This window comes from Brevundimonas sp. G8 (assembly GCF_902506205.1).
In the GTDB taxonomy this organism is placed as follows: domain Bacteria; phylum Pseudomonadota; class Alphaproteobacteria; order Caulobacterales; family Caulobacteraceae; genus Brevundimonas.
The window spans coordinates 1,588,845-1,607,430 of the sequence record NZ_LR732816.1; the positions used below are offsets into that span (position 1 = coordinate 1,588,845).

Consider the following 18,586-nt stretch of genomic DNA (forward strand, 5'->3'; position numbering starts at 1 on the left):
GCGACATGAAACGCACCCCGATTATCGCCCTTTTGGCTGCGGCCGCGCTCTCGCTGGGCGCCTGTGTCGGCGGGCCGGCCAGCCTGGGCGGCGAACCGCCTTTGACGCCGACCTCGCGCTATCAGCTTCAGGTCGAACCCGATCTGGACCGCGTCGCCCTAGCGGTTCACGAGACGGGCCTGTCGCCCGCACAGGGCGACGCGCTTCAAGCCCTGGTCGGACGCTATCGCTACGTTGACGCCGTGCCGATGGTGATCGAAGCGCCCGCTGGAAACGATCCGGTCGCGCTGAAGGCCGCCTATGACATCAAGTCGGCCCTGGCGGCGTCGGGCGTCGCGCCGGACCGCATCATATTGGTCAGCTATGCCGCGCCCGATCCGCGAGCGCCGGTCGTCGTCGGTTATCAGACCGTTCGCGCCGCCGTGCCCCAGTGTGGAGCCGCGTGGGGCAATCTGAGCCGTACCGGGGACAACCAGTCATCGTCGAACTTCGGGTGCGCGGTCACGGCCAATCTGGCCGCCCAGATCGCCGACCCACGTGACATCCAAACGCCGCGCGCCATGACGCCGACCGACGCCGGCCGTCGTACGGTGGTGTTCGATCGCTACCGGGCCGGCCAACAGACGGCGGCATCGGCGGAAACGCTGATCCAGCAGACCGCCGTCTCCCGTGCGGTGAACTAGCATGAGCACAGCTCCCGTCCCCCGCGAGTTCGACGCCTTCGAAGACGGCTTCGACGTCGATATGGATTTTTCCGAACCGACCCGGGATGTCGAGGTGGAGACGGCGCGGGCGCCGCTTCAGTTCATGGCCGCTGCGCCGGCTCACCCCGCACCGCCTGTGCCGGTCGCCCCCGCCTATGTCCCCGAAGCCGCTGGCTTCAACCCTGTCGGCGACGTGGTGGCCCAGGCGCAGGCCAGCCTGATGGAGACAAGCCTCGCCTCCACCGGCCTGGCGCCGTCCAGCAATATCGGCGAAGTGTCGGTGCCGCGCATCGCCATCCATGTCTTCGCCGAGCGCCAGGATACGCTCGCGGCCGCCGAACGCGCGGCCCAGGATCGCCGTCTGTCGCGCGCCACCACTCAGATCCGCGTCGGCGGCGTGCCCGCCGCCGTCGAGACCTATCATCACGAACCCACGCCGCCGCTGATCATCGTCGAGTGCTTGAAGGATCCCCAGACCCTGCTCTGGGAAGTCGATCAACTGGCTGAGGTCTGCGACGCGGGCACCAAGGTCGTGGTCATCGGGGCGACCAACGACATCATCCTGTTCCGCGAACTGATGCGGCGCGGGGTCAGCGAATATCTGGTCGCGCCGTTGCAGCCGCTGCAACTGATCGCGGCCATCGGCGGCCTGTTCAACGATCCGGCCCAGCCCTTCGTCGGGCGCACCATCGCCTTCGTCGGCGCGCGGGGCGGGGCGGGGGCCTCGGCCGTGGCGCACAACACCGCCTATGCGATCTCCGAGCGGATCGGCGCCAATACCGTCATCGTGGACTATGACCTGCCGTTCGGCACCGCCGGTCTGGACTTCAACCAGGATCCGCTGAGCGGCGTCGCCGACGCCCTGGGCCAACCCGACCGGCTGGACGCGACCCTGCTGGACCGGATGATGGTTCGCTGCACCGACAAGCTGAGCCTGTTCGCCGCGCCCGCCAGTCTGGACACGGACTGGGACATCTCGACCGAGGCGTTCGAGGAGGTGACGAACCAGATCCGCGCCACGGCGCCCTTCGTGGTGCTGGACCTGCCTCACCTGTGGTCGCCGTGGATGCGCCGCACCCTGATCAGCGCCGACGAGGTGGTGGTGGTGGCCACGCCCGACCTGGCCTCGCTGCGCAACGCCAAGAACATGATCGACCTGATCCGTCAGGGTCGTCCCAACGACGCCCCACCGCGCCTGGTGCTGAATCAGGTCGGGGTGCCGGGCCGCCCCGAGATTCCGGCCAAGGATTTCGGCGCCGCCCTGGGCGTGCATCCCAGCCTGCTGATCCCGTTCGACGCCAAGACCTTCGGCGCCGCCGCCAACAACGGCCAGATGATCCTGGACGCCGGGGCCAAGACCAAGGCGGCCGAGGCCTTTCAGACCCTGGCCCAGATCGTGTCGCGTCGCGAACTGCCCATGGTCGCGGGACCGAAGGGTAAACCCGCGAAAGCCGACAAGGCGTCCAAGCCGTCCGCCGGTGCGTCCAAGTCCCTGTTCGCCAACATGTTCAAGAAGCGCTGACGCATGTTCGGCAAGCGCACAGGCCAGCCCGGCGTCACGACGGCGCCGATGCGTCCGGCGCCCGGGCCGGCCGGCGAGCCTGTGTCCGTCTTCAAGGTCGACGCCGCCGCGCCTCCGCCGGGAATGGCCGCCCAGGCCAGGGCCGAGGCCTACGCCTTCGCCGACGAGGATCTGGAGCCGGCGGCGGAAGCTTTCGAGCGCGCCTCGGCGCCGACCCAGCCCGCGCCCGCCGACCGCCTCGACGCCCTGGCCTCGCGCCCCAAACCCAAGCCGGACGCGCCGCGGCCGACCGGCAATGTCGCCGGAACCGGCCCCAAGGCTACGGCCGGCCTAGAACAGCTGAAGAAGGCCCAGGCGGTCGCCGAAATCGTCCGTGAACAGAGTGACTATTATCACGCCACGAAGACGACGATCTTCAACGCGTTGATGAACACCATCGACCTGGCCCAGCTGGCGCATCTGGACCAGAAGGCGGCGTCGGAAGAGATTCGTGACATCGTCGCCGAACTGGTGGCGATCAAGAACGTCTCCATGTCGGTCGCCGAGCAGGAGCATCTGGTTCAGGACATCGTCAACGACGTTCTGGGTTATGGGCCGCTGGAGCCGCTGCTGGCCCGCGACGACATCGCCGACATCATGGTCAACGGCGCCGGCCGGGTCTTCATCGAGGTCGCGGGCAAGGTCCAGCTGACCAATGTCCGGTTCCGCGACAACACCCAGCTGATGAACATTTGTCAGCGAATCGTGTCGCAGGTCGGCCGCCGCGTGGACGAAAGCAGCCCGATCTGCGACGCCCGTCTGCCCGACGGTTCGCGCGTCAACGTCATCGCCCCGCCGCTGGCGATCGACGGCCCGACGCTGACGATCCGGAAGTTCAAGAAGGACAAGCTGACGATGAAGAACCTGGTGGAGTACGCCTCCATCAGTCCCGAGGGCGCGCGCGTCCTGGGCGTCATCGGCGCGTCGCGATGCAATCTGGTCATCTCGGGCGGCACGGGTTCGGGCAAGACGACCCTGCTCAACACCCTGACGGCCTTCATCGACCCGACCGAGCGCGTCATCACCTGCGAGGACGCCGCCGAACTGCAACTGCAGCAGCCGCACGTGGTGCGTCTGGAAACCCGCCCGCCCAACCTGGAGGGTCAGGGCACGATCACCATGCGGGACCTCGTCAAGAACTGCCTGCGGATGCGTCCCGAACGGATCATCGTCGGCGAGGTGCGCGGACCTGAGGCCTTCGACCTGTTGCAGGCGATGAACACGGGCCACGACGGCTCCATGGGCACGCTGCACGCAAACTCGCCCCGCGAAGCCATCAGCCGGATGGAATCCATGATCACCATGGGCGGCTATGGCCTGCCCTCGCGCACCATCCGCGAGATGATCGTCGGCTCGGTCGACGTGATCATCCAGGCCGCGCGTCTGCGCGACGGGTCGCGTCGCATCACCCACATCACCGAGGTCGTCGGCCTGGAAGGCGACGTGATCGTGACCCAGGACCTGTTCGTCTACGACATCACCGGCGAGGACGAGCACGGCAAGATCATCGGCCGTCACCGTTCGACCGGCATCGCCCGTCCCCGCTTCTGGGACCGCGCCCGTTATTACGGGCTGGAGCGCGAGCTGGCCGACGCCCTGGACGCGGCGGAGTAGACCATGTTGCCGATTCTCGCCGCCGTTCTGGCCTTCATCACCATCGGCGGCCTGGGCTGGGTCTTCGTCGGGGGCGATGATTCCTCGGCTCAGGCTGTCAAGCGCGCCCAAAGCCTGGGCGAAGCCAAGAAGAACCCCACGATCGCCCGCAAGGCCGCCGCCGCCAATACGCCCGAGGCGCGACGCAAACAGATTCTGGTTCAGCTTCAGGAAGCCGACCGCCGCGAACGCAAGGCGCGCACCACTCTGGCGTCACGTCTGAAACAGGCGGGCCTGAGCCTGAACGTGCGAACCTTCTACATCATCTCCGCCGTGGTCGGTGTGGTGGCGGCGCTGGTCGCCTTCGTGCTCGGTCTGCCTATTCTCGCGGTGCTGGGCCTCGCCCTGGTGTTCGGTCTGGGTCTGCCGCGCTGGGTCGTCGGATTCCTGGCGAAGGGCCGGATGAAGAAGTTCTCGCTGGAATTTCCCAACGCCGTCGACGTGATCGTGCGCGGCATCAAGTCGGGCCTGCCGGTCCACGAATGTTTCAAGATCATCGGCCGCGAAAGCCCCGCGCCCCTGGGGCCCGAGTTCCAGAAACTGGTCGAGGGCCTGGGGGTCGGCCTGACGCTGGAGCAGGCGCTGGAGAAGATGTTCGAGCGGATGCCGACGCCGGAACTGCGTTTCTTCACCATCGTCATCGCCATTCAGCAGAAGACCGGCGGCAACCTGGCCGAGGCCTTGGGCAACCTGTCGGCCGTGCTGCGCGCGCGGCGCATGATGGGTGAGAAGATCAAGGCCCTGTCGTCCGAAGCCCTGGCCTCGGCCGGCATCATCGCCTCCCTGCCGCCGGCGGTGATGACGATGGTGATGATGACGACGCCGTCCTACATGATGCCCCTGTTCACGGACTTCCGCGGCAACTTCATGCTGCTGCTGGCGGTTTGCCTGATGGCGACCGGCATCTTCGTGATGAAGCGCATGATCTCGTTCAAGTTCTGAGGCAGGGATCATGGAAGGCTTCATCCGCTTCATCACCGACCCGCAGAACCTGCTCAGCATCGGCGTGGGCGTGCTGGTCTTCGCCACCGTCATGACCTTGTTATCAGCGATGGGCGGCAGCGCTCAGCTGGACAAGCGGATGAAGGCGGTCGGCGAACGCCGTGACGAGCTGAAGCGACGCTCGCGCGCCAATATGGCGGCTGGCCAGGGCGCGTTGCGTCACACCGACGACGGGTTCAAGAAGCGGATCGTCGATCGGCTGAACCTGACCAAGCTGCTGGAAGACCCCAAGGTCGCCGGCCAGATGGCCCAGGCCGGCTATCGCGGGCCCAAGCCGCTGACGACCTTCTATTTCTTCCGCTTCGCCTCGCCCTTCGTCTTTCTGATCGTGGCGGCCTTCTACATGTTCGTGATCAAGATCGTGGACTGGCCCACGATGAACAAGGTGACCCTTGTCATGGGGGCGGCGGTGGGGGGCTTTTATGCGCCCAACCTCTATCTGAAGAACCGCATCACCAAGCGCCGCACCTCGATCATGCAGGCCTTCCCCGATGCGCTGGACCTGCTGCTGATCTGCGTCGAGGCCGGCATGTCCATCGAGGCGGCGATCACCAAGGTCAGCCAGGAGATGGGGCCGTCGTCGGTCGACCTGGCCGAGGAACTGTCGCTGCTGTCGGCCGAGCTCAGCTATCTGCCGGAGCGACGCATGGCCTATGAGAACCTGGGCAAGCGCACCAACCATCCGGGCGTGAAGTCGGTGGCGACCGCCATGACCCAGGCCGAGACCTATGGCACGCCGCTGGCGACCGCCCTGCGCGTCATGGCCAAGGAAAACCGCGACCTGCGTCTGTCGGCCGCCGAGAAGAAGGCGTCGGCCCTGCCGGCGCAACTGACGGTGCCGATGATCCTGTTCTTCCTGCCGGTGCTGTTCATCGTCATCCTGGGACCGGCGATCCTGAACGTCATCGACATGATGAAAGAGGGCGGCTAACCCGCCTCCGCCGCCGCTTTCAGGCCTTCCACGATGGCTTCCTGGGCCTGGCGGATCGCCGGGCGATGCTTGTCGTGGAACAGTTCGCCACGCAGGCCCGAGAAGCGGATGCCCGCCGTCAGGATGCAGTTGCCGGGGCCCAGCTCCTCGATTTGGATGTAGCGCAGGCTCTGGAACAGGAAGCCGCGCCGTTCCGCCCAGACAAGACGCACGCGCGGCTGCCATTCGACGACCTGGGCCAACGCCTGACGCTCAGCCATGTCAGGCCAGGCCTCGTTCATCGTCAACCGCCCGCCATAGGCGATGGCGCCTTCGACATCGGCGTCGACCGGGTTCCAGGCGCCCCAGCCCGACAGGTCGGCGACCAGATCCCAGATCCGATCCGAGGTCGCCTGAACGCCGACGCGTTTTTCGATACGAGTGTCATCCATGGTTTCGCTCTGGCACGGCTTGTCGCCGGAAGGAAGGCGCAACCCGCCGCTGTCCTCAGTCCGGTTCGACCAGCTTTAGCCGACGCCCGTCGTCCAGCCCCAGCCGCGTCTTGACCTCGAACAGGTCGGCGCCGGCGGGAATGATCAGCAGCTTCTTGGGTTGGGCCGTGTTGACAGCGACCACCCCGCCCTTAGGGCAGATGTCGAAACAGTCGGCGCCGGTGACGACCAGCCCGCCCCTTCGGCCCTGCTTGCCCTTCTTGAGGTGCAGATATTTGCGCAGCGCCTTCTTCAGCGTCAGGTCGCCGCCGGGGCCGAAGCCGCCATCCAGCTTCTTGGAGCATTTGCGGCACACCAGGACCACGTCCCGCCATTCCGTCTTCGCGGTCTTGAAGTCCTTTTCGGCCATGCCGACAGAAATCGCCGTTCGCGACGGCTTGCACAAGCGCTCGCGGCGCCGTCACCTGCGCGGGTAAGAAAATTTCACGGGACCTTCACATGCGCCGACTGTTCGCCGCCTCCGCCCTGGCGCTGCTGCTCGCGGCCGGCGCCGCAAATGCTCAACCCGTCGATGCGGCCAGCGTGGACGCCGCCGTACGGCGCGTGATGCCCGAGGTGACGGCTTGGCGCCGCGACTTTCACCAACATCCCGAACTGGGCTTCGCCGAAACCCGCTCGGCGGCGGTGATCGCCGAACATCTGCGGTCGCTGGGGCTGGAGGTTCGAACCGGGGTCGGCAAGACCGGCGTGGTCGGCATCCTGCGCGGCGCGCAGCCTGGTCGGGTCGTGGCCCTGCGCGCCGACATGGACGCCCTGCCGGTGCAGGAGGCGACGGGTCTCGACTTCGCCTCGACTGCGACCGGAACCTATATGGGCAATACGGTGCCGGTGGCCCACGCCTGCGGCCACGACATGCATATGGCCATGCTGATGGGCGCGGCCGAGGTGCTGGCGGGGATGAAGGACCGGATCGCCGGCACGGTGGTCTTCGTCTTCCAGCCGGCCGAGGAGGGCGCCCCTCCGGGAGAGCCCAAGGGCGGCGCGGCCCTGATGATCGCCGAGGGCGCGCTGAACGATCCCAAGCCCGAGGCCATCTTCGGCCTGCACGTCGTGCCGGGCCGTCCGGGCAGCGTCTTCTATCGACCCGAAGGGTTCATGGCCGCCTCGGACCGTGTGGACATCAGCCTCAAGGGCAAGCAGACCCACGGCGCCTGGCCTTGGCGCGGGGTCGACGTGATCGCGGTGGCGGGCCAGGTGATCGAGACGGTCAACACCCTGACCGCGCGCACGGTCGATCCGACCACGACTCCGACGGTCTTCACCATCGCCACGATCAACGCCGGCGTCCGCTACAACATCATCCCCGACAGCGCGACCCTGTCCGGCACCTTGCGCACCTTCGACACGGCCCAGCGCGACGCCTTGGTCGCCCGCGCCGAGACCGCCATCGACCACGTCGCCGCCGCTTATGGCGCAACGGCTGAGTTCGGCGTCAAACAGAACGCCGCCCTGGTCTTCAACGACCCCGGCCTGTCCACCTGGCTGGCCCCGGTCTTGGCCGAGGCGGCGGGTGAAGGAAACGTCAACCCCGCCACGCCCCCGACCACGGTGGCCGAGGACTTCAGCTATTTCCAGCAGGTCATCCCCGGCGTCTTCTACCATCTGGGCGCCAGCCCCGACGGCGTCGATCCGGCTGCGTCGTCGCCCAATCATTCGCCGGAGTTCTCACCGAACGAGAAGGTGCTGCCGCTGGGGGTGAAGACGCATGTCCTGACGGCGCTGCGATTTTTGGATCGGAGTTAGGCGAGGCGAACGATGGCAGTCGGAAGCCAATGTCGCAAACCGACCCTTAGCAGACGTTGCTCCGGCGATCTTCGTTATGCATATATCCGCGATGTCCCGATTGCTCCCAGCGATAACGGTCACTGCGGCGGTGCTTGGGCTTGTTGGCTGTCAAACGGTTTCGAATTGGGGTCCGTCCTCTGAGTTCGCGCTCCCCTTGGGCGATGTTGTCGTCATCGCTCGGGTTGAAAACCTTAGTAGCGAGCCCGTCGATGACCCCGACGATCTGCTTGGTCACGGCTGGTTTTCCGGCAACCTCCACGGCTCGCGCGTCGAATCAGGAAGCCTGACGAGCAGGATCGTGCCAGTCCGCTACTTTGGGCACACATGGCTCCGAGAGGACGTTGATTTTCGCTTTCACTTGCGGGCCGAGGAAGGCGGACGATACTTCATCTGCAAACCACCGGGACCCAGTAGCGGAGTAAACTGCAACCGGAAAAAGGGATCCTAGGACAGCCCCAGTTGCCCTCCGGCGACGGTCCGCTTTCCACCCCTAGCGGACGGCGACGGCGACCGCTTGTCGGCTCAGCGTCCAGCGACTACTTCCGGCGTCGAGGCCTAAAGCGGAATCAACCCGTCCCAGATTGTGTAGATGTGGTCTAGCGTCGCCATTGGAACGGGAGTTCGACCTCGCGCCCGATCTCGGCGTGGTCAGCCACGAAGCTGGCTGACATACACAAGCTCCACTCACCAAGCCGGGCGTCAGACGCGCTCAGAACAACACACCGGTCCAACTCTCCGGCTGCACCAACCCGACACCGCAGACGGACCGCCCCGTCTGGAAGGTCGGTGCTGGACGGCTGGCAGCGCGTAATCTCTTCAGACGATGGGGTGCGCTTCCATCGCGGGGGCTTCGATTGGCTGTCAGTCCCCGCAGGGGCGAATCCGCAACCGCTGATGAACACCGCGACCGCCACGACGTGAACAGAAATACGTTTCATTGCGATGAGGATAGGCACACCGAAGGTCCGCTTTCCACCCCTTTCGGACTATCCGAAGGCCCGGTTTGGAGCGGGCCAAGTGAAAGCAGATTCACTAAAGTCTGGCCGCCAGCAGGTGTCACTAAAGCCGCTCGAACACCGTCTCGATCACCCTCCGATAGACGGCCGTCAGGGTCTCCAGCTCCGCCACCGGGACCCGTTCGTCGATCTGGTGCATGGTCTGGCCGACCAGGCCCAGTTCCAGCACCGGGCACAGGGTGCGGATGAACCGGGCGTCGGAGGTGCCGCCGGTGGTGGAGGCTTCGGGGCGGCGCCCCAACACGGCCTCGACCGCGTCCTGCACCGCCGCGACGAAGGCTCCGGGTTCGGTCAGGAAGGCCTCGCCCGAGCACAGATGCTCCAGCGTGATCTGCAGCCCGGTCTCGGCCTGGACGGCGCCGGCCTCGCGGTTCAGCCAGTCGATCAGGGCGTCGCCGGTGTGGCTGGGGTTGAAGCGGATGTTCAGCCGCGCCCTGGCCTCGGCCGGTATGATGTTGGTCGCCGGATTGCCGATGTCGATGGTGGTGATTTCGAGGTTGGACGGGGGGAAGTTCTCGTAGCCGTCGTCCAGCACATGGTCGTTCAGGCGCGCCATCAGACGTGCGATCACCGGGGCCGGATTGGCCGCGCGCTCGGGATAGGCCACGTGGCCCTGTTTGCCGTGGACGGTGATCCAGGTGTTCAGCGAGCCGCGCCGGCCGACCTTGATCATGTCGCCCAGCTGTTGCGACGACGACGGTTCGCCGACCACGCAGGCGTCGATGACCTCGCCCTCGGCCGCCAGGGCCTCGACCACCCGCTTGGTGCCGTGCAGCGCCGGGCCTTCCTCGTCGCCGGTGATCAGGAAGGAGAGGGAGCCTTTGGGTTCGCCATCCACCAGCACCTGGGACACGGCGGCGACCCAGGCGGCGATCCCGCCCTTCATGTCCACCGCACCGCGGCCGTACAGGACGCCGTCCCTGACCTCGGCGTTGAAAGGTTGCGACGACCATTGGTCCGACGGGCCGGTCGGCACCACATCCGTATGGCCCGCGAAACACAGGTTGGGCGAGGCGGTCCCGCGCCGCGCATAAAGGTTCTCGATCCGCGCATCGACGCCGACGCCGCTGGGCCCCTCGAAAGCCAGCCGGCGACAGGTGAAGCCCAGGGCCGTCAGATGGCGTTCCAGCACGTCCATGGCCCCTTCGTCGGCGGGGGTGACGGACGGAATGCGGATCAGGTCGCGGGTCAGTTCGACAGGATCGATAACGGGAGTTGATGCGCGGCTCATGCGGCTATGCTTTAGGGAAATCGCGTCAAGGCGAGAAGGCCCATGCCCAAGATCGACATCGACAGCGCGCCGAGAGCCGACGGCACGACCTATCCCGAGGAATTCGCCGGCCCGTGCAAGCCGCGTCGCCGCTGGAAGCTGGGCGATGCGGCGGGACTGAGCCAGTTCGGCGTCAACCTGCTGCGCCTGCCCGACGGCGCCTGGTCCAGCCAGCGCCATTGGCACGCGTCCGAGGACGAGTTCGTCATGGTGGTCGAGGGCGAGGTGGTGCTGGTCGAGGAGGACGGCGAGACCGTGCTGCGCGCCGGCGACTGCGCGGGGTTTAAGGCCAGCGTCCCCAACGGCCACAAGATCGTGAACCGATCCGGCCGCGAGGCGGTGCTGCTTGAGGTCGGGACACGCAGCCCGACGATCACCCCTTGCGACTATCCTGACATCGACATGGTGCTCCACGCGGGCGTCGATGGCTATTTCCACCGCGACGGCTCGCCCTATCCGAAACAATCCAGACGCACGTGACCACAGAAACCATAGATACCGGCCCCGCCGCCCCGCCCGTTCCGCCTGCGCCTCCCGAGGGGCCGTCCAGTCCGTGGGGGATCCGCGATTTCCGCCTGCTGTGGTTCGGTCGGGTGGTCGCTGTGCTGGCGATCCAGATCCAGTCCTCGGCCCTGTTGTGGCAGGTCTATGAGATCGCGCGGCGGGATCACCCGATCGAGGAGGCCAGCCTGTATCTGGGCCTGGTCGGCCTGTGTCAGTTCCTGCCGCTGCTGGCCTTTACGCTGCCGGCCGGGGCCATGGCCGACCGGCGCGACAGGAAGCGCACGGTGTGGATTTCGATCCTGGTCGAGGCGGCCTGTGCGGGGTCGTTCCTGGCCATGGCGCTGCATGGCAATCCGCCGCTATGGGGGTTGTTGGCCGTCGCGGCCCTGTTCGGCGCGGCGCGAGCCTTCCTGGCGCCGGCCAGCCAGGCCTTTCTGCCGATGGTGGTGGGGCGCAAGGCCCTGCCGCCGGCCATCGCGGCCCAGTCCATCGCCTTCCAGACCGGGGCCATCGCTGGCCCGGCCCTGGGCGGGGTGATCGTGGGGGTCAATGTGCCCCTGGCCTATGCGGTGTCGCTGGGCATGTTCCTGCTGGCGGTCGCGGCCTTCATCCTGATCCGCACCAGTGGCAAGCCCGCGCCCCAGGCCAATCCCCTGTCGCCCATCGAATCCGTCAAGGAGGGGCTGGCCTATGTCTACAAGACCAAGATCGTGCTGGGCGCCATTTCGCTGGATCTGGTCGTGGTGCTGCTGGCCGGCGTGGCCCTGCTGACGCCGATCTTCGCGCGCGACATCCTGCATGTGGGACCGCAAGGGTTCGGCCTGTTGCGGGCGTCGTTCGGGGTGGGGGCGATGGCGGTGGCCATCTATTTGAGCCGTTACCCCATCGTGCGGCACGGCGGTCGCTGGATGTTCGCGGCGGTGGCTGTGTTCGGGATCTGCACGGTGACGTTCGGCCTGTCCAAGATTGTCTGGATCAGCGCCCTGGCCCTGTTGATCGGCGGCGGGGCCGACATGATCAGCGTCAACATCCGCCAGACCCTGATCCAGCTGGCCACGCCCGATCACATGCGCGGGCGGGTGTCGTCGGTGTCCATGCTGTTCATCGGCGCGTCGAACGAGCTGGGCGAGGCCTATTCGGGCGTCATGGTCCGGCTGCTGGGCGCGGTCGGCGCAGCGGTGTTCGGCGGGTTTGGCGCGCTGGCGGCGACCGGGGCCTGGGCGACGATGTTCCCGGGGCTGAGGAAGGCGGATCGGCTGACGTGAGGTTTCGGGCTCTCCCTCCCCCTGCGGGGGAGGGGCGTCGCGGATCGACGGGGTGGGGGCGGCCAGGCGACGACGCACGGACTTGACCGGGCGAGGTCTTGGAGCCCCACCCGGCTTCGCCTGCGGCTCAGCCCCCCTCCCCCGCAGGGGGAGGGAGAGGCTTGTGGCTCACCACACCTTGAAGTGCTTCGACAGCTTCAGCCCCTGGTTCTGATAGTGGCTGCCGCTTTCGCCATACAGGCGGCTGGGGCGTTCGGTCAGAGGCTCATAGACCAAGCGGGCGACGGTCTGGCCGTGTTCCAGCAGGAAGGGGGTGTCGTGGGTGCGGACTTCCAGCACACCTTTCGATCCCGCGCCGTGCGCCTCGTCGGTGCCGAAACCGGGGTCGAAGAAGCCGGCGTAGTGGACGCGGAACTCGCCCACCGACGGGTCGATGGGGGTCATCTCGGCGGCCTGATCGACGGGGATCTCGACGTCGTCGGACGAGGCCAGGATGTAGAACTCGCCCGGATCCAGCAGCAGTTCGCCGCGACGCAAGGACAGCGGCTCCCAGAAGTCGCGCGGGTCGTGGCCGGCGATATGGTCCAGATCGACGACGCCCGCATGGCGCCGGCCGCGGAAGCCGACGATGTCGCCGCCCTGCAGATCGACGCCGACGCTGCAGGTCTCCAACTTGGGCGGATCGCCGGCCTTGAGGCGCAACTGGTTCAACCGCGTGCCGGGACGGACCAGGATGGAGAAGGTCTGGGGCGCGACCTCCATATAGAGCGGGCCGTCATAGCCTTCGGCCACGTCGTCGAAACGGGCGCCCTGGTCGGTCAGCAGGCGCACGAAGACATCGACGCGGCCGGTCGAGCTTTTCGGATTGGCGCGGGCGATCAGGCCCTGGGGCAATTTCAGCCGCTCCTGCAGGCGCACGATGTAGACGCAGCCCTTTTCCAGCACGACGCCGGCGTCGGTAATCTCGATGGCGTGCATGGCCACGTCGGCGATCCGCGCCTCGACCTTGCGTTGGCCGGGCAGGAAGGAGGCGCGGACGCGCCAGGCCTGGTCGGACAGGCGCAGGTCCAGGCTGGCGGGCTGGACCTGGTCGTGATCGAATGCGGTGTCGGACGTGATGGCGCCCGTGGCGATCAGCGTCTCGATGGACTGGGCGGGCAGGATGCCGGGACGGGGCGCTTGGAAGGAGCTCATGGCGTCTGTCTCACACGGTTTTCGCGACTTGTCTCCAAGTCGCGCTTGCAGCCCGCGCGCGGCGGGGCGAGCATATAGCCCATGCACGATGGTCCTGCCTATACCGCCGAATCGAACGGCATCCTGATCCGGGTCCGGCCCAGCTATCTGGCGGGCCAGTCCGATCCGCACGAAGGCCGCTGGGTCTGGGCCTATCAGATCGAGATCGTGAACCTGACTGGATCGACGGTGCAACTGATGGCGCGCCGCTGGACCATCACCGACGGCCACGGCCATGTCGAAGAGGTGCGGGGGCCGGGCGTGGTGGGCGAACAGCCGGTGATCGAACCGGGCGGCAGCTATGCCTATGCGTCGGGATGCCCGTTGGGCACAGACAGCGGTTCGATGGTCGGCGCCTATTATATGACGGATGCAGACGGGCGCAGTTTCGAGGCGGAAATTCCCGCCTTTTCGCTCGATACGCCCGATGCGCGGCGGGTGCTGAACTGACGAAATCCTCCCCCGAGAAGCGTAGCGAAGCGGGGGAGGATCGAGAAGGCGGATGGGGCTGCGTCAACCCGGATGAACCGCAGCCCCGCCCCTGAAGTCTCGCCGGCTTGATTGCGCGAGCCGGCGAGGGGGAAGTCGGCTCCCTAGGGAGCATCTGTGACGCGGAAACGACCCGCGCGAAGCGCGGCGCTCAAGCAGCGAGCGACCGCGTCGTGAGCGTAGCGCCCTTAGATGTACCTACGCAGGCTGCGGGCCAGGTCGGAACCGCTTTCCTTGGAGCCGCGACGGACTTGCGGCTGGTAGGCGACGCGGGCGTGTTCGACGCAATAGACGCCTTCCGAGGAGCGGCGGCCGCAGAAGCTGAACTCGCGCGACGACGGGTCGCCGATCGGCCATTTGCACATGTGCGCGCCCAGGGTCATCACCGTCGCGGTGCCCGGCAGGTCCGGGATCGGGGCGGGGACGGGCGCGGCGGCCTGGACCGGCTTGGGCTGGACGGCCTCAAGACGGCGCGGGGCCGAGGGCTGAGCTGGGGCGGCCGGCGCTGGGCGCGGCCGGGCGGTCCGGAAGGTCGCGGCGACGGTGCGCGCCGGTTGCGACGGGGCGGCCCGGCCCGACAGGCCCAGGCGGTGCACCTTGCCGATCACGGCGTTGCGGGTGACCCCGCCACCCAGTTGTTTGGCGATCTGGCTCGCGGACTGGCCCTCAAGCCAGAGCTTCTTCAGCGCGCCTACGCGGTCGTCAGTCCAGCCTGCGGTCATGCCACCCTCCAGCGAGTTTGGATTCAATATCTAGGTCCAGGCTCCCCCTCCGGGGTCTTGACCTACAACTAATCGTAAACCAGCCGTTAAGAGACGCAAGATGTGCGAATCAATCGTCCACAGAAACCAGATATTGAATCATCGTTAAGGTTAAGCCGGTGATGTCGTTTTCTGGCGGATCAGGGGTGATCCCTTGCGAAGCGCGACCGTCGAGCGCATCTGGCGGGCCATGACCGAGACCCCCGACCTGATCTCCACCCGTCCCGCCGGCTTGCCGCAGCCGCGTCGCTATCCGGGGATCAACTGGATCGGGGTGCAGACGCTTTATCTGCGCGAGGTGCGGCGCTTCTGGAAGGTGGGCGCCCAGACGGTTGCGGCGCCGGTGGTGACGACGCTGCTCTATATGCTGGTGTTCGTGGTGGCGCTTCAGAACGCGCGCCCGCCGCTGCACGGCACGCCGTTTGCGCTGTTCGTCGCGCCCGGTCTGATCATGATGGCCATGCTCAACAACGCCTTCGCCAACGCCTCGTCCAGCCTGATCCAGGCTAAGATCATGGGCACGGCCACCGACTTCCTGACGCCGCCGCTCAGCCCACTGGAACTGACGCTGGGCTTTACCCTGGGGGCTGCGACGCGCGGCCTGGCGGTCGGTCTGGTGACGGCGATCTGCGTCCTGCCGTTCGCGCCGTTAGGCGTAGCCAATATCTTCGCCATCGTCTGGTTCGCCTTGGCCGCCTGTTTCGTCATGGGCATGACCGGGGTGCTGGCGGGGCTGTGGAGCGAGAAGTTCGACCATCTGTCGGCGGTCCAAAACTTCATCGTCATGCCCATGACCTTCCTGTCGGGCACCTTCTATCTGGTCGAGAACCTGCCCGAGCCGTTCCGCTCGATCAGCCGCTACAACCCCTTCTTCTATCTGATCGACGGCTTCCGCTATGGCTTCATCGGCCATGCCGAGAGCAATCTGACGGTCGGGGTGGTCGGTTCGGCCGTTCTGATGGTCGTCATGGGCGTCGTCTGCTGGCTGGTGTTCCGCTCGGGCTGGCGCCTTAAGAGCTAGATCGCTACCTTTTGCGGATCGCTCCCCCGAGAGGTCCGCCATGCTGTTCCGTTCGCTCGTCGCCGCCACGGCGCTGTTCGCCGCCGTCCCTGCGTTTGCTCAAGAAGCGACGCCCCAGGCCGGCGACCGCCCCGACATCGCCGCCGGCGCAGCCCAGTTCATAAAGCCCACCAACGCCGAACGGACCCAGGTCCTGGTCGGCATTCTGACCCGCCTGGGCTTCACGCCCGAGATCCAGGTCTTCGCCGGCGGCAACCAGGCCTCCGGCCCGATGGAAGGCGCGAACGTCGTCGTCACGGTCGGCGAGGGCGACAAGGACATCGTCCTGACCGCCCACTATGACGCGGTGAAGCTGCGCGACGGCGCTCTGTCCCAGGGCATTGTCGACAACGTCGGCTCGGTCATGGCGATGATGGAGGCGGCCAAGACGCTGGAGATGGGACTGGAGGGCCAGCCGGTCGCCCACCGCTTCGTCTTCGTCTTCACCGACCAGGAAGAGCTGGGCCTGCTGGGCGCCAAGGCCTTCCTGGAAAAACACGGCAAGGACAGGATCGCCGCCGTGATCAACGCCGACGTCGCCGCCTATGGCCAGACGGTCATGTACGGCGAGAACAACGGCGACCAGTCCGACTTCGTGCTGGAAACCCTGCGCAGCCTGTGCGCCGAGCGCGGCTTCGACTGCATGCCCTATCCGGTCTATCCGCCCAGCGACGACCGCGCCTTCTCGGCGGCCGGCGTGCCGGTGGTGTCGATGGGCACGCAGGATGCGGTCGGCGCCCACCAGATGTGGCTGGCTTTCAACGGCGGCGAGAACAACGGCCTGAAGGAAGGCTTCGTGCCGCCGGTGTTCCAACGCATCCACTCGACCGAGGACAGGCTGTCCTACATCAAGGGCGTCGATGTCGCCCGCTTCGGCCTGTTCATCGCCGACCTGGGCCTGGCCTTGGACAAGCGCCTGGTCGAGATCCAGGCCAAGGACGACGCCGTCGCCGCCGAGGCCGCCCCTGCCGCCGCGGCGCCCAGCAATCCGTGACGGCCGTTATCGAGATAATGGGTGTCCAGCCGACGCCACGGGAAGGTCGGGCCGCATTTAAGGCCTGGCCCGGCATCCGTCGCTGGACGACTATGCCGGTCGCGTTCCTCGGTGTCGTGATGCTGGCCACCATGGCAGCCTGCTTCGGCATGGAGTCCGACCGTATGGGCTGGATCGTCGGTTTTCAGGTGATCGGCCTCTATGGCTTCGTCGGCCTGTCGATGCTCGCGAACCGCACGATCGTGGCGACCGGCCGATCGACGCCGATCGCTCAACGACCCAGCGACTGGCGCATCGGCGAGCAGGGCCTAGCGATTTCGGGCGCGGATTTCGAAACCCGCATCGGCTGGCGCAGCCTGGTGGCCGTGGTGGAGGAGAAGGATCGGATGATCTTCGCGGCCTCGCCCAACACCAACTTCATCCTGCCGTTGCGGGTGCTGGATACGGATCAGCTCCAGGCCGTGCGCGCCATCGTCGCCGACGTGCGGTCGCGGGGCGTGCTCGGCGCCGGTGTTGACTAACACCGTCACTAATCCGACAACGCCTGTCCGTATCAATCCGGCTCCGTCGCGCTCGCGTCGGGGCCGTCTCGCTTTTGGAGGTCTTAGTCCCGTGTCCACGAACCATCTGATGGGTGTCTACAATCGCGCGCCGCTGGAAGTGGAACGCGGCCGAGGCGCGCGCCTGTGGTCGACCGACGGGACCGAGTATCTGGACTGCGTCGCCGGCATCTCGACCAACGGCCTGGGCCACGCCCACCCCGAGCTGGTGCAGGCGGTCAAGGATCAGGCCGAGAAGCTGTGGCACGTGTCCAACATCTTCCGCATCCCGGGCCAGGAAGCCCTGGCCGACGCCCTGTGCGACAGCAGTTTCGCCGACGTGGTCTTCTTCACCAACTCGGGCACCGAGGCCGTCGAGTGCGCGCTGAAGACCGCGCGCAAATATCATTCGGCCAATGGCGCGCCCGAACGGATCGACATCTACGGCTTCGACGGCTCGTTCCATGGCCGGACCTATGGCGCGATCAACGCCGCCGCCAACCCCAGCTACACCGAGGGCTTCGGCCCGCCGATGCAGGGCTTCCACCAGCTGACCTGGGGCGACAAGCCCGCGCTGGAAGCCGCCTTCAAAAACCCGACCACGGCGGCGATCATCCTGGAGCCTGTCCAGGGCGAGGGCGGCTGCCGCGAGACGCCGGTCGAGGAACTGCGCTGGATGCGTCAGATGGCCGACGACAACGGCGTGCTGTTGATCTTCGATGAGGTCCAGTGCGGCATGGGCCGGACCGGCAAGCTGTGGGCCCATGAATGGGCCGGCATGGCGCCGGACATCATGGCGGTGGCCAAGGCCCTGGGCGGCGGCTTCCCCATCGGCGCCTGCCTCGCCTCGGCCAAGGCGGCCTCGGGCATGACGGTCGGCGTCCACGGCTCGACCTTCGGCGGCAACCCCCTGGCCATGGCCGTGGGCCAGAAGGCGCTGAGCCTGATCAACAGCCCCGAAACCCTGAACAACGTCGCCGAGATCGCCGGTTATCTGAAACAGCAACTGGCCGGTCTTCAGGCGCGCTTCCCCGATGTGATCGTGGATGTACGCGGCAAGGGCCTGCTGATCGGGGTCAAGCTGGTCCCGAACAATCGCGAGTTCATGGGCCTGGCGCGCGATACGCAACAGCTTCTGATCGCCGGGGGAGGGGACAACTGCGTGCGCCTGCTGCCGCCGCTGAACCTGACGCTGGACGAGGCGCGCGAGGCCATTGCCCGGTTCGAGGGCGCCTGCGAAGTCGCCCGCGAGAAGCTGGCGGCCTGACTGATATCTCTCCCTCCCCCGGCGGGGGAGGGCGGTCGGCGCCAAGCGCCGACCTGGTGGG

Annotated in this window: 19 protein-coding genes; 13 read left to right on the top strand and 6 right to left on the bottom strand. The window is 66.9% G+C overall.

Annotated elements, in window-relative coordinates; genetic code table 11:
- Nucleotides 1–5 precede the first annotated feature (5 nt).
- Genes CHRYSEO8AT_RS07725 through CHRYSEO8AT_RS07745 form a run of 5 tightly spaced genes read left to right on the top strand, consistent with a single transcriptional unit; the run spans nucleotide 6 to nucleotide 5,851 of the window.
- A complete protein-coding gene (locus CHRYSEO8AT_RS07725) occupies nucleotides 6–683 on the top strand; it encodes a CpaD family pilus assembly protein (protein ID WP_159848652.1) in 678 nt (225 codons plus the stop codon).
- A 1-nt stretch (nucleotide 684) separates the two neighbouring features.
- Nucleotides 685–2,226, top strand: a complete 1,542-nt coding sequence (locus CHRYSEO8AT_RS07730) for a cellulose synthase operon protein YhjQ/BcsQ (protein WP_159848655.1) — start codon at nucleotides 685–687, stop codon at nucleotides 2,224–2,226.
- A gap of 3 nt (nucleotides 2,227–2,229) precedes the next feature.
- On the top strand, nucleotides 2,230–3,879 hold the full coding sequence (locus CHRYSEO8AT_RS07735) for a CpaF family protein (protein ID WP_236547464.1): 1,650 nt from the start codon (nucleotides 2,230–2,232) through the stop codon (nucleotides 3,877–3,879).
- Nucleotides 3,880–3,882: 3 nt separating this feature from the next.
- Nucleotides 3,883–4,860: a type II secretion system F family protein gene (locus CHRYSEO8AT_RS07740; RefSeq protein WP_159848658.1), complete on the top strand. Its 978-nt coding sequence runs from the start codon at nucleotides 3,883–3,885 to the stop codon at nucleotides 4,858–4,860.
- Nucleotides 4,861–4,870: 10 nt separating this feature from the next.
- The gene (locus tag CHRYSEO8AT_RS07745) at nucleotides 4,871–5,851 is read left to right on the top strand and encodes a type II secretion system F family protein (protein ID WP_159848661.1); all 981 of its coding nucleotides are present in this window, start codon (nucleotides 4,871–4,873) and stop codon (nucleotides 5,849–5,851) included.
- Here CHRYSEO8AT_RS07745 and CHRYSEO8AT_RS07750 read toward each other — a convergent pair.
- Nucleotides 5,848–6,282, bottom strand: a complete 435-nt coding sequence (locus CHRYSEO8AT_RS07750) for an SRPBCC domain-containing protein (RefSeq protein ID WP_159848664.1) — start codon at nucleotides 6,280–6,282, stop codon at nucleotides 5,848–5,850. The genes CHRYSEO8AT_RS07745 and CHRYSEO8AT_RS07750 overlap by 4 nt on opposite strands.
- Nucleotides 6,283–6,337: 55 nt before the next feature.
- Nucleotides 6,338–6,691 carry a hypothetical protein gene (locus tag CHRYSEO8AT_RS07755; RefSeq protein WP_159848667.1) on the bottom strand — a complete coding sequence of 118 codons (354 nt, stop codon included), beginning with the start codon at nucleotides 6,689–6,691 and terminating at the stop codon, nucleotides 6,338–6,340.
- 89 nt (nucleotides 6,692–6,780) lie between these two features.
- Between CHRYSEO8AT_RS07755 and CHRYSEO8AT_RS07760 the strand changes: the two genes are divergently transcribed.
- Nucleotides 6,781–8,085 carry an amidohydrolase gene (locus CHRYSEO8AT_RS07760; protein ID WP_159848670.1) on the top strand — a complete coding sequence of 435 codons (1,305 nt, stop codon included), beginning with the start codon at nucleotides 6,781–6,783 and terminating at the stop codon, nucleotides 8,083–8,085.
- A gap of 46 nt (nucleotides 8,086–8,131) precedes the next feature.
- On the opposite strand, the gene CHRYSEO8AT_RS07765 is transcribed toward CHRYSEO8AT_RS07760, so the two are convergent.
- Together CHRYSEO8AT_RS07765 and dapE are read right to left on the bottom strand one after the other, a co-directional pair.
- On the bottom strand, nucleotides 8,132–8,362 hold the full coding sequence (locus CHRYSEO8AT_RS07765; RefSeq protein ID WP_159848673.1) for a hypothetical protein: 231 nt from the start codon (nucleotides 8,360–8,362) through the stop codon (nucleotides 8,132–8,134).
- 824 nt (nucleotides 8,363–9,186) lie between these two features.
- Nucleotides 9,187–10,374, bottom strand: a complete 1,188-nt coding sequence (dapE, locus tag CHRYSEO8AT_RS07770; RefSeq protein ID WP_159848676.1) for a succinyl-diaminopimelate desuccinylase — start codon at nucleotides 10,372–10,374, stop codon at nucleotides 9,187–9,189.
- Nucleotides 10,375–10,416: 42 nt separating this feature from the next.
- Here dapE and CHRYSEO8AT_RS07775 point away from each other — a divergent pair, with 42 nt between their 5' ends.
- On the top strand, nucleotides 10,417–10,893 hold the full coding sequence (locus CHRYSEO8AT_RS07775; RefSeq protein WP_159848679.1) for a cupin domain-containing protein: 477 nt from the start codon (nucleotides 10,417–10,419) through the stop codon (nucleotides 10,891–10,893).
- Nucleotides 10,890–12,182, top strand: coding sequence for an MFS transporter (locus tag CHRYSEO8AT_RS07780; RefSeq protein WP_236547465.1), 1,293 nt, complete (start codon nucleotides 10,890–10,892; stop codon nucleotides 12,180–12,182). Before CHRYSEO8AT_RS07775 ends, CHRYSEO8AT_RS07780 begins: the two co-directional genes overlap by 4 nt.
- A 168-nt stretch (nucleotides 12,183–12,350) precedes the next feature.
- On the opposite strand, the gene CHRYSEO8AT_RS07785 is transcribed toward CHRYSEO8AT_RS07780, so the two are convergent.
- Complete coding sequence (locus tag CHRYSEO8AT_RS07785; protein ID WP_159848682.1) at nucleotides 12,351–13,376, bottom strand: 2'-deoxycytidine 5'-triphosphate deaminase; 1,026 nt, start codon at nucleotides 13,374–13,376, stop codon at nucleotides 12,351–12,353.
- Nucleotides 13,377–13,457: 81 nt separating this feature from the next.
- Here CHRYSEO8AT_RS07785 and apaG point away from each other — a divergent pair, with 81 nt between their 5' ends.
- The gene (gene apaG, locus CHRYSEO8AT_RS07790) at nucleotides 13,458–13,865 is read left to right on the top strand and encodes a Co2+/Mg2+ efflux protein ApaG (protein WP_159848685.1); all 408 of its coding nucleotides are present in this window, start codon (nucleotides 13,458–13,460) and stop codon (nucleotides 13,863–13,865) included.
- Between the two features lie 227 nt (nucleotides 13,866–14,092).
- Here apaG and CHRYSEO8AT_RS07795 read toward each other — a convergent pair whose 3' ends face one another.
- Nucleotides 14,093–14,626, bottom strand: a complete 534-nt coding sequence (locus tag CHRYSEO8AT_RS07795; RefSeq protein ID WP_159848688.1) for a GcrA family cell cycle regulator — start codon at nucleotides 14,624–14,626, stop codon at nucleotides 14,093–14,095.
- A 229-nt stretch (nucleotides 14,627–14,855) separates the two neighbouring features.
- Here CHRYSEO8AT_RS07795 and CHRYSEO8AT_RS07800 point away from each other — a divergent pair, with 229 nt between their 5' ends.
- From CHRYSEO8AT_RS07800 to CHRYSEO8AT_RS07815, 4 genes are all read left to right on the top strand, one after another.
- On the top strand, nucleotides 14,856–15,686 hold the full coding sequence (locus CHRYSEO8AT_RS07800) for an ABC transporter permease (RefSeq protein WP_159851659.1): 831 nt from the start codon (nucleotides 14,856–14,858) through the stop codon (nucleotides 15,684–15,686).
- Nucleotides 15,687–15,726: 40 nt separating this feature from the next.
- Complete coding sequence (locus CHRYSEO8AT_RS07805) at nucleotides 15,727–16,719, top strand: M28 family metallopeptidase (RefSeq protein ID WP_159848691.1); 993 nt, start codon at nucleotides 15,727–15,729, stop codon at nucleotides 16,717–16,719.
- Nucleotides 16,720–16,811: 92 nt separating this feature from the next.
- Entirely contained in the window at nucleotides 16,812–17,240 is a 429-nt protein-coding gene (locus tag CHRYSEO8AT_RS07810; RefSeq protein ID WP_159848694.1) for a YcxB family protein, read from the top strand.
- A gap of 31 nt (nucleotides 17,241–17,271) precedes the next feature.
- Nucleotides 17,272–18,525 carry an aspartate aminotransferase family protein gene (locus CHRYSEO8AT_RS07815; protein WP_370514251.1) on the top strand — a complete coding sequence of 418 codons (1,254 nt, stop codon included), beginning with the start codon at nucleotides 17,272–17,274 and terminating at the stop codon, nucleotides 18,523–18,525.
- Nucleotides 18,526–18,586 lie beyond the last annotated feature (61 nt).